Origin of the sequence: Streptomyces sp. NPDC048295, assembly GCF_040652135.1 — a bacterium.
Taxonomy (GTDB): Bacteria; Actinomycetota; Actinomycetes; order Streptomycetales; family Streptomycetaceae; genus Streptomyces.
In genome coordinates this window covers 304,950-315,151 of sequence record NZ_JBEZLL010000002.1, presented here as the reverse complement: position 1 = coordinate 315,151, position 10,202 = coordinate 304,950, and the positions used below count along the sequence as shown (strand labels likewise).

Sequence of the window (10,202 nt, the reverse complement as noted above, 5' to 3'; positions counted from 1 at the left end):
TCCTTCTCCAGTGATCGTCGCGGTCTCAGCGGCCGTCGCGCTCAGCGAGCTTGTTCGCCACGAAGGCATCGATGGCCTCCAGTGAAGAGAAGATGTTCCTGAGGAATTCCTCGTCCTTCAGCTGGAGCGAGAAGTCCCTTTCAAGAGCGGTCAGGAGCTGGATGTATCCGAAGGAATCCATCACCCCCGTCTTGAACAGATCGGTCTCGGCGGTCAGTTCCCCGTCGAACTCCACGAGGAACTGGTCCTCGATGAGCCTCTGTATGTGCTGCTTCCTGCCCATGTCTCACACCCCGCTCTTGATGGGAGCGTCCTGATTACCGGTCTTCACAATGCTTTTCATCATACGGAGAAGGGATTTACCGCCTATCTCCTCGTACTCGATATCATTGCCGAGAGAAAGGAGGTACCGGATGCTGTCGGCCCATTGCACCGGCTCCACGAGCTGCCTGCCCAGCATCTCCGGTATCGCCCCCCGCTCATAGGGTCGCCCCGTCACATTGGAGATCACGGTTGTTCTGGGCTCCGCGAACGTGAACCCTTTGAGAAAACTCTCGAATTCCGAGCGAACAGGCTCCATGTGGCGGGAATGGAAGGCAGCGCCCACCCGCAGCGGGGCAAAGCGAATACCCCGTGCCTTCAGAGAGGCATGGGCGGCACGCAGCGCACTGTCGCTGCCGGCGATGACGACCTGGGCGTCGGTGTTGTAGGCCGCCACGTCCACCCCCTCGACGCCGTCCTCCCGCAACACGTCGAGCAGGCGCGGAGCAGGGGTGTTCATGACCGCGCTCATCCCGCCGACCGATGTCGCCGCCATGAGTTCGCCGCGCTTCTTGACGAGCCGCAGCCCCGTCTCGAAGTCGAAGACCCCGGCCGCCAGGAGCGCGTTGTACTCCCCCAGGCTGTGTCCGAGACAGTAGTCGGCAGGCGGGCCCTCGCGGTGCTCACGCTCGAACGTATGCAATGCGTTGACGGTGAACAGGGCCGGCTGTGTGCACTCCGTCCGTGAGAGCACATCGTCCTGATTGTCACGGCAGCGCGAGACGAGGTCGTACCCCAAAAGGTCGCAGGCGAATCGCGTCATGCCCGGATAGCGGCCGAAAACATCTGCGCCCATACCCCGGAACTGTGCTCCTTGCCCAGGGAAGAAAATCGCGAACACCGTGATGCCTCCAGGGTCTGCGCCGGTGGTTGGCCCGCACCACGCGGCGACGTCGGTCCCGCACATGCTGTGCCACCCCCCTTGCGGTCCACTGGCCGAAATGCTGACGACCCGGCGCGATCCCTTGTCCGGACACTTGCCTGCCGGCTGCCGTTCGCTTGCCGGTCGCTTCGGCATGCAGGTGAAGCACATTGCCAATTACGTGATCGTTTATTGGCCATTCATCAGCCGAATCACGTGACTGAACACCCGCTGTTCTAGGATCAATTCACCGGAGAAGTCTCAAGCGTGAGAACGAATGGGGCCGAAGATGTCTGTACGTCAGGCTCAGAGCGCACTGCTGCCTCCGCTGTCGGCCGCCCGCTCCGGACCGGTGCTGCAGGTCCTGGGGCCCATGTCGGCACAGTACGGAGGGCACGACATCCCGCTCGGCCCGCCACGTCGCAGGGCGCTGCTTGCCCTCCTGCTGATCAGGCTCGGCCGGGTCGTCCCCACCACTGTGCTCGTCGAGGAGCTGTGGCGGGATGACCCGCCTCGGCGTGCCGTCGCCACACTGCAGAGCCATATCTCCCATCTGCGCCGGGCACTGGCCCCCGTGGCCGGCCCCGATCGAACGGCGGTCCTCCGGTACCGGGCCCCCGGGTACGTCCTCGAGCTGCCTCCGGAGCTCGTGGACGTCCACCAGTTCGAACAACTCTTCTCCGCGGGGCGCCGTTTCCTCGCCCGCCAGGATCCGGTGGCCGCCCGCGACCGGCTCACCCGCGCGCTCGAACTGTGGCGCGGCTCCCCGTACGCGGAGTTCGTCACTCACCAGCCGCTCGCCGACGAGAGCACCCGGCTGGAGCAGGTCCGGCTGACCGCCCTGGAGGCCTCCGCGGAGGCCGGTCTCGTCCTGGGCAGGACCGCGGAGGTGGTCACGGAACTGGAACGCGAGGTGCGTCAGCACCCCACCCGGGAGCGCCTGGTGGGCCATCTGATGACCGCGCTGTTCCGATCGGGCCGGCAGGCGGAGGCACTGGAGGTCTACGAATGGACCCGCAGCTACCTGGTCGAGGAGTACGGCGTGGACACGACGGCCGAACTCCAGCAGCTGCACACCGCTCTGCTCCGGCAGGAACTCGGTGGGCAGCGGGCGCATACCGTGCCGAGTACCGAGCTGCCCGCCAGGGACGAAGAATTCCCCCGGCCCGTCCGGACCGTGCTGTCCGGCGCAGCGGGGCAGGTGGCAGAGGACTTTCCCGCGACCGGGAAGACCGCCATGCGCAGTATGGGGAAGCCGAGGGAACCGGACCGTACGGCAGCGGCCACGTCCATGGCCCCTGGGCTCGCTTTCTTCGAACCGGTGCTGCCCCCGCCGTTGATAGGGCGGGAACGGGAGTTGCGACGCCTGGTCGCCGCGACGTCGGGTGCGGCGACGGGTCGTGGACATCTTGCCTGTGTGTTCGGCTCGTCCGGGCTGGGCAAGTCCCACCTCATGATGGAGCTCGTTCAGCGCCTCCGGAGCAGGGACGAGGGCATGGAGACGGTCCGGAGCAGTTGCTTCTCCGGTGAGGGAGTCCCGCGGTACTGGCTGTGGACCCAGGTGCTGCGCCGGCTGTCGGCGGCGCGACCCGACGCCTTCGAGGCTGCTGCCGCGCCGTTCGGCTCGCTGCTCGCCTCTCTGCTGCCCGGACCGCAGGCCGGGTCCGGCGCCGGGAACGGCCGCGCCCCTGACAGCCCACAGAGCCCCTTCCGGATCCACGACGCGCTCTGCGAAGTGCTGTTCTCGCTGGCGGCGCAGAAGCCTCTGGTGCTGGTGCTGGAGGACGTGCACTGGGCGGATGCCGTCTCTCTGGACCTGCTCCGGCTGCTGACCACCCGCCGCCAGGGGCATTGCCTGAGTATCGTACTGACCGGCTGGGACCTGGAGGCCTGGCCCGATGCCTCGCGGTTCCGGGTGATGACCGAGGTGCTCAAGGGCCCGGACGTGGAGATACTGCGGCTCACCGGTCTGGCCCGCCCGGATGTCGCCACGCTGGTCGACGCGCACGCGGGGCCGGGCGTCGACGAGCGGATCATCGACGCTCTGCACCGCCAGAGCACGGGCAGTCCGTACTTCGTCCTGCAGATGCTCTCCCTCCTCTGCGATGTCAGGGACCTGCGCGATCCCGGCGCCACGGACGACATCCTCGGCCTGATCGTGACGTGCGCGCGCAAAGTGCTGCGTCAGGAGTTCGCCATGCTGCCGGAACCGGTCCTGCGGCTTCTCCGGCTGTGCGCGGTCGTCGCACCCGACATCGACCTGGACACGGTCTGCCGCGCCGTCGGCAGCAATGCGGCCATCGCCATCGTGGAGTCGGCCATCCGGTACGGCCTGCTCGCTCCCGACCGGCAGCACACCGGACGGCTCCGCCTCACCCCTCCCCAGGCTCAGGAGGTACTCGTCGGCGAGCTGACGGAAGAGGAATGCCAACGGCTGCACGCCCGGTACGCCGACGCGCTGTCCTCGCACATCCGGCTCGGAGACGATCCGGAGGAGACCGATCGCGTCGCTCGCCACGCCTGGCTCGCCAAGGACGTCATGCCTGCGGAGCGGGTGCTGGCCTGGCTTCTGCGCGCGGCGGAGAACGCGGAACTGCGGCTGGCCTCCGAGGAGCGCGAGATGTGGCTGCGCCGTGCGGTAGGGATGGCCGGCTCGCTGCCCGACGGCACGACCGTCCGCGACCTGAAGCAGTGGCTCCACCTGGAGTTGGGCCATGTGCTGGGCCAGGTACGCGGATTCGGTGACGCGGAGGCGGAGGCCGAGATCACCCGGGGACACACCCCGGATACGGCACCTCATACGCCGGACGACCCGGCGGTCCTGTCGGTACTGGCCGTGTCGCTTCTCGTCCGCGGCTGCTACGACGAGTCACGGCAGTTGTCCGTCCTGCTGAGGAACATCGCGGAGCGCACCGAAGGGCCGACGGCCCGGCTCGGCGCGGCGTACGGCGAGGGAATTGCGCTGTTCGTCCACGGGCACCTGCCCGATGCGCTCAAGGAGCTGGAGCACGGCGCGGAACTGGCGGAGCGCCTCGCCCGCGAGGGCCGATTACCGGGCGGAATGTACCGGTCCGACCCACGCGTCTACTTCCGCTGCTACTGCGTCCTCACCCGCTGGCTGCTGAACGACCGCGCGGCGGCCACGGAACAGCGCCGTCGCCTGTTGCGGCTGACGCAGTACGAGAGCAGGCCGTGGGACCGGGTCCAGGCCCTCTATGTCAATGCAATCGTGGCCGCCTGGGAGGGGGACGTGGAGACAGCGCGAACCTCCGGCGCCGAGGGCGTCGCGCTGGCCGCCGAGCATGGGCTGCATTACTGGAAGGCGATGCTCCAGCTGCCGCTGGGCTGGGCCCTCACCTGCGCCGGCCGCCGCGAGGGGATCTCGGCCATGAAGAACTCGCTGGCCGAACTGCGGCAGTCCAGAACGACCATACGTCTCCCGCTCCACCTCGGGCTGCTGGCCCAGGCCCAGCACCACGCCGGACAGCGCGAGGACGCCGTGGACACCCTGCGCACCATGGTGGCGGTGGTCGAGCACCGGCGCGAGTACGTGTACCTCAACTCCGCTCTGCCCGCCACGCACCTTCTGCACGAGCTTCTGGGCCCGGAATCAGCGGAAGCGGTGCTGCCTGAGTGAGTGGTGCTCCGCACCACCGCCCGGTCGGGCTCGAACAGGAACCCGGCGGCGGCCCGCCACCTCCTCCCTCGTGTTGATCTCGCCGCGCTGCCCCTTCAGGGGAGGCAGGCCCACGGGAACGCGTCCGCCACAACTCCCGGCACCTGCGCCGTCGTATCGACCAATTCGTCCACGCCGCACGGGAGTCGGATGACGTCGTCGCCGAACACATGTGCGCTGTCACGACGTTGCCGGACGGCCGACCCGCACCAAGCTCGACGACGTACGACGAGGGGGTGGCTTCAGGCGTTGAACAGGCCGGGGTTCTCGCGGACGTAGTCGGCCACTCCCGAAGGGGACCGCCCGATGACCCGCTCGACCCCGTCCGTCTTCCGGTCGTACCGGTTCTCCGCGTGAAGCCGGGCCATGGTGGAGATGTGCTGGAGAACGTGGTCGGGCAGCCCCAACGGCCTGAGATCGTCGTCGATCCATTCCTGCAAGGGGACGTCGGTGTAACCGACCTGTCGGCCCAGGGCTGCGGAGACCTCCGCCGCCATGTCTGCGACGTCCTGCGAGCGCGGGCCGGTCAGCTCATGGATCCGGCCGACGTGCGGGGCGGGATCAGCCAGGATCTCCTCCACGACCGCGGCGACGTCCCTGGCCGCCACGGGGGAGGTCTTCGCCCGGCCGAAGGGCAGCCTGATGCTTCCGCACTTCGCGATCGAGGAGAAACCCACACGGAACAGCGGGTTTTCCATGAACACGGTGGGTCTGATCTCGACGACGGGCAGGCCCGACCAGCCGAGGACCTGCTCCACCAGCCACTGCTGCCGGTGCTGCACGGACTCGGAGGTACTGGTGAGGTTCATCTCGGAGACAGTCAGCTGCGACATGTTCACGAACACATCCAGGGCCCCGTACGCACGTGCGACGGCCGCCACCGTCACGGCAGCCTCCAGATACTGCGCCGACACGCCCATGCCGAAGTACATCCGTCCGCAGCCGGCCACGGCGTCGGCGACGTCGCCCGCGCGCGTCAGGTCTCCGACGACGGTCTCGGCGCCCGTTGCGCGCAGCGCCTCGGCCCGCTCGTCGTCGCGGCGCACCATGGCCCGGACGGGCAGGCCCCGACGCCGGAGGCCTTCGACCACGGAGCGCCCGACGGCGCCGACGCTGCCTGCCGCGCCTGTCACCAGAATGGGAGGCACGCTGGTTTCCTGGGTGCGGTCCATAGGAGCAGCTTGTGGTGGGTGCGACCAAGGCGCCACTGGAGCCCGCCGAACCGTAGGTGCTGCGAGAACGGTCGGCCCCTGTGGCGGAATCCCCATGCCCAACCGGCCGGCGAGGTGCTCAGCAGCCGGCTGAAGCGCACTGCCACACGATCTGCAGTGGGCTGTGCAGCGGATCCGCGGCGCAATCCGACCGCTGCGTGCCCGATCGCAGCCATACGACGGAGGACCCGGGCGCATGCCGGGCGCGGGCTCGATACGGAGCTGGGCGTCGATGTCGTGGTGGCCCCCGCCCACAGCACGGTCTGCCCGGCCCGGTGCACTGGGGCGACGCTGTCCTCGAAGGCATCGGCCATCTGGGCGCCGGAGCGGGTCCGCTGTCCGTTGACCGGATTCCAGTCGTCGACGTCGGCGCGCGAGATGACGTACTCGGCACGGGGGAATTCCGGTCACCACTCTCCGTCGTCCGTCACAGGGGTGCGGGACGGGATTCGGCGCCATGCAGCGAGGTGTTCCGTTACTGCCCCTACGTTCCCGGCGACTGCCTCCCGGCCGGGACGAGTCTGCTGCAGATCACCGGCGTCCCCCGGGTCGCCACGGCCGCACGGATGGGCGACAGCCTGCTGGGGGACACCGAGATCACCATCGGTCAGTGCCTCGAAGCGGTCGCCGAAGGGTCCGCACTCAGCACCCCCACGCCGAGGGAAGGGCCCCGCAAGCTCCCACCGACAGCGGGCCACCCGCTCACGCCTCCGGAGGCCTACGCCTTGCTCTGCTCGGCGGCTTCGGGGTCGGACCCGCGGGGCCGCTCAGCGGGTTCCGGCCGGAGTATCCGCGCTCAGCCAGGGGTCGCCGCCGCATTGCGGGCGAGCTGGTCGTCTCTGGTCGCAGCGGTCGGCACAGCCCCGTCGAGAAAACCCGCGCAGCAGCGGCAGCAGCAAGACCGCCGCTCCCTCCCCGGCATCGTCCACGACGGCGGCCGTCAGGGCGGACAGCTGCTCTTCCTCCGGCCGGAGCAAGGCACGGGCATTCACGAGGACCCGGGCCTGTTGCCGTGCGGGCAGCAGCTCCGGCACTCGCGCCGCCCATGATGGAACGCCGGTCGGCCGGGGCGGAGTCCGGCGGTACGGCCCGCCCCGCAACAGCATAGCGGTGCCTCCCATTTCCCTCGGAGGCCGCTCGTGAATACTCGCCGGAGAACAAGTTCTTCATTCCGCCACGATCTTGCCCAAAGCCCTTCTAAGATCGCTGACAAGGCGGTTCTCCGCATCTCTATGTACTCCCTCACGAGCAGGGCATCAGGCCCTTCTGAACGCTGAGAGCAGGAGATGACATCTACGAATGAACATGTGAAGGGAGCCGCGCCCGGGCCTCGTCGGCGACGGCCGGGCATGCCCGGTCGCCGTACCCTCGGCTGCCTGGCCGCGCTCTCCTTGGGAATCGGTAGCAGCTCGTTAGCCGTGGCGCCCGCGGCGCACTCACAAGCAGAGGACGGGTCGGTGACGGTCCGGGTGATCCGGGCCGTCGACAACAGCGGAGTGTGGACACCCGCGCTGGAACCGGGCCTCGCGGGCGTCAAGGTGACCCTCACCGACGACGCCGGAGGGGGCATCGAAGGGGTCACGGCGGCCGACGGCACCGTGACGCTGACTCCCGCAGCGGGCGGGTCCACCAGCGGCAAGTACCGCGTGCAGGTGGTGAATCCGAAGCCGGGGGTGATGTTCCCGGCCTTCGCCTCGCGCCAGGGACTGGACGGTGCGCCCAACCAGTTGAGCAGCAATGAGGAGTTCGTCGACCTCTCCGGCCAGAAGAACGTGGCGTACACCACCGGGTTGTGGACCCCGGGTGACTACTGCCAGAAGAACGCGCCACTGGTGACGAGCTGTCAGCCCACCACGCGCGAGGGCGGGAACCAGCGCACGCTGGTCTCCTTCCCGTACGACGCGCGCGGCCAGGACGGCGTCGACGTCAACGTCACGGACATCGCCACCAACGCCGAGACCGGCACACTGTTCGGCATCACGTGGAACAAGGCCGACCAGCGGGTGTTCTCCTCGGCCGTGGCCAAGCGCACCACGGACTACGGTCCGGGCGGCGCCGGGGGCATCTACGTGACCGATCGCGCGCAGAAGAAGACCACTCTGTTCACCGTCGTCCCGGACGTGGGGACGACGGCGCACGGCTCCGGTACCGACGACGGCTTCCTCGCCGTGCCGGGCAAGGAGAGCCTGGGCGGTATCGAGATCACCGATGACGGCAGGGACCTGTTCGTCGTCAACCTCAACAACCGCAAGCTCTACCGCTATGACGCCACGGTGGCGACCGCGGCGGCGCCGAAGGCCGTCTACACGATCCCGGACCCGGGCTGCCCTGCGGCCGGGGACTGGCGCCCCTTCGGCCTGGGGATGCAGGACGGCACCGGCTACCTCGGCGGGGTCTGCTCCGGCGAGTCCACCGGGAAGGTCTCGGACCTGCGCGCGGTGGTTCTGCCCTTCGACCTGGGCACCGGCGCCTTCCGGAAGGCCGTGCTGAACCAGCCGCTGGACTACCCGCGCGGCTCGACGGTCGGCTCCGGCCCCTGCGACGGCACGGGCTGGTTCCCGTGGACGAACACCTACCCGGTCTCGCAGAACGGCCGGCAGTGCGGCAACTCCACCATCGCGCAACCCGAACCGGAGTTGGGCGAGGTCGCCTTCGACACCGACGGCTCGATGCTGCTGGCCTTCCGCGACCGCTTCGGCGACCGCGCGCCGGCCGGTCCCACGCCGAACTCCGCCGCCGTCGTCATGTCGGGCGGTGACCTGAACAAGGCCTGCCCGGTGGATGGCATGTATGTGATGGACACCAACAACGGCTGCGGGCTGTCCCCTCGGGGCACCCGGTTCTTCGACACCAGCTGGGGTGGTCACCGCAACACGGCGTTCGCCGGCATGGCGCTCTCCAAGGCCGAGAACACCATCGCGACCTCCGCTTTCGACCCCAACCACACCGCCCTCGGGTACGGCACGTCGTTCCTCCAGCGCGATGGCACGCAGGACCCGAAGTTCGGCCTGCGCCTCAACCCGGCGGGGACCGTGGCCCCGTTCGGCAAGGGTGCCTCGATGGGCGACCTGGAGGTGCTGTGCGACCAGGCCCCGCTCCAGATCGGCAACCGGGTCTGGTACGACCCCGAGCGCAAGGGCATCCAGAGCCCGGGTCAGCGCCCGGTCGTGGGCGCGACCGTCAACCTGTACGACGAGTCGGGCAAGCTCGTGGGGACGACCGAGACGACGGCGCGTGGTGAGTACTACTTCGACGACTCGAATGTCACCGGTGGCCTGAAGCCGAAGACCAAGTACACCATCCGCCTCGACAAACCGGCCGACTACGCCAAGGGCGGTCCCCTCCACCAGTGGGTGCCCACGGAGGCGGATGTCGGCGACAACCACTTCATCGACTCCAAGGGCATCGTCCCGCGCGACGCACGCTTCCCGGAGCGGGCGTTGACCACCGGAGGGCCCGGGGAGAACGATCACACCTACGACTTCGGCTTCCGGCAACAGGAAGGCGTGCTGCGCCTGGTCAAGCACGACCAGGACGGCAAGCCGCTGGCGAAGGCGAAGTTCCAGCTGTGGAAGGAGACGAATGGTTCCGACGGCTTGCAGGCCACCGGGACGGAGCCGGACACGCCGGTCGACAAGCCCTGTCTGACCGGGACCGACGGCATCTGCCAGGGCGCCGGCGCGCCGGGGACGTACTACTGGCAGGAGGTCAGCCCGCCCGAAGGGTACGCCGTACCCGCCACGGCGGTGTTCGGGCCGCTGGTGCTGACCTCCGACAATCTCGACGAGGGGGTCTCGGTGACCGCGGTCAACCAGCGGCTGCCCGGCCCCACTCCGACGCCGACGCCGACCTCGACGACGCCGGCACCGGGCAAACCGGGTTCGCCGGGGGCTCCGGGCGCACCGGGTGCACCTGGTGCACCGGGTCACACGTCCAACTCGGGTCTGGCGTCCACCGGCACGAGCCAGGCGGTTCAGCTGGCCCTGGCCGGCTGCGCCGCGCTCACGGTCCTCGGCGCGGCACTGGTCGTACTGATGCGCAGGCGAAGGGCACAGCACCGCTAGCCCGGGAGCGGTGCGACCGGCACCGATGACCGTCCGGGCCGGCTCGGGCGGGTTCGCGGACCAGCGGT

General features: G+C 69.0%; 6 protein-coding genes. 3 read left to right on the top strand and 3 right to left on the bottom strand.

The annotated features are described in order from the left end of the window. Positions 1–25: 25 nt before the first annotated feature. Positions 26–283 (bottom strand): phosphopantetheine-binding protein, encoded by a 258-nt coding sequence (locus AB0D53_RS03830; protein ID WP_362439618.1) that lies wholly within the window; start codon positions 281–283, stop codon positions 26–28. Positions 284–286: 3 nt separating this feature from the next. After that, on the bottom strand, positions 287–1,162 hold the full coding sequence (locus AB0D53_RS03825; RefSeq protein ID WP_362439971.1) for an ACP S-malonyltransferase: 876 nt from the start codon (positions 1,160–1,162) through the stop codon (positions 287–289). Positions 1,163–1,262: 100 nt separating this feature from the next. Here AB0D53_RS03825 and AB0D53_RS03820 point away from each other — a divergent pair, with 100 nt between their 5' ends. Then, positions 1,263–1,403: a hypothetical protein gene (locus tag AB0D53_RS03820; protein WP_362439615.1), complete on the top strand. Its 141-nt coding sequence runs from the start codon at positions 1,263–1,265 to the stop codon at positions 1,401–1,403. A 69-nt stretch (positions 1,404–1,472) separates the two neighbouring features. Next, positions 1,473–4,820: a BTAD domain-containing putative transcriptional regulator gene (locus tag AB0D53_RS03815; RefSeq protein ID WP_362439612.1), complete on the top strand. Its 3,348-nt coding sequence runs from the start codon at positions 1,473–1,475 to the stop codon at positions 4,818–4,820. A 281-nt stretch (positions 4,821–5,101) separates the two neighbouring features. Here the strand turns inward: AB0D53_RS03815 and AB0D53_RS03810 are convergent, their stop codons facing one another. Next, entirely contained in the window at positions 5,102–6,007 is a 906-nt protein-coding gene (locus tag AB0D53_RS03810; protein WP_362439608.1) for an NAD(P)H-binding protein, read from the bottom strand. 1,520 nt (positions 6,008–7,527) lie between these two features. Between AB0D53_RS03810 and AB0D53_RS03805 the strand changes: the two genes are divergently transcribed. Further along, positions 7,528–10,134, top strand: a complete 2,607-nt coding sequence (locus tag AB0D53_RS03805; protein ID WP_362439605.1) for an SdrD B-like domain-containing protein — start codon at positions 7,528–7,530, stop codon at positions 10,132–10,134. The last annotated feature ends 68 nt before the right edge of the window (positions 10,135–10,202 follow it).

Coding starts and splice junctions, on each gene's coding strand:
- AB0D53_RS03830 (WP_362439618.1), bottom strand. CDS start 283: ATGGGCAGGAAGCAGCACATACAGAGGCTCATCGAGGACCAGTTCCTC.
- AB0D53_RS03815 (WP_362439612.1), top strand. CDS start 1,473: ATGTCTGTACGTCAGGCTCAGAGCGCACTGCTGCCTCCGCTGTCGGCC.
- AB0D53_RS03820 (WP_362439615.1), top strand. CDS start 1,263: ATGCTGACGACCCGGCGCGATCCCTTGTCCGGACACTTGCCTGCCGGC.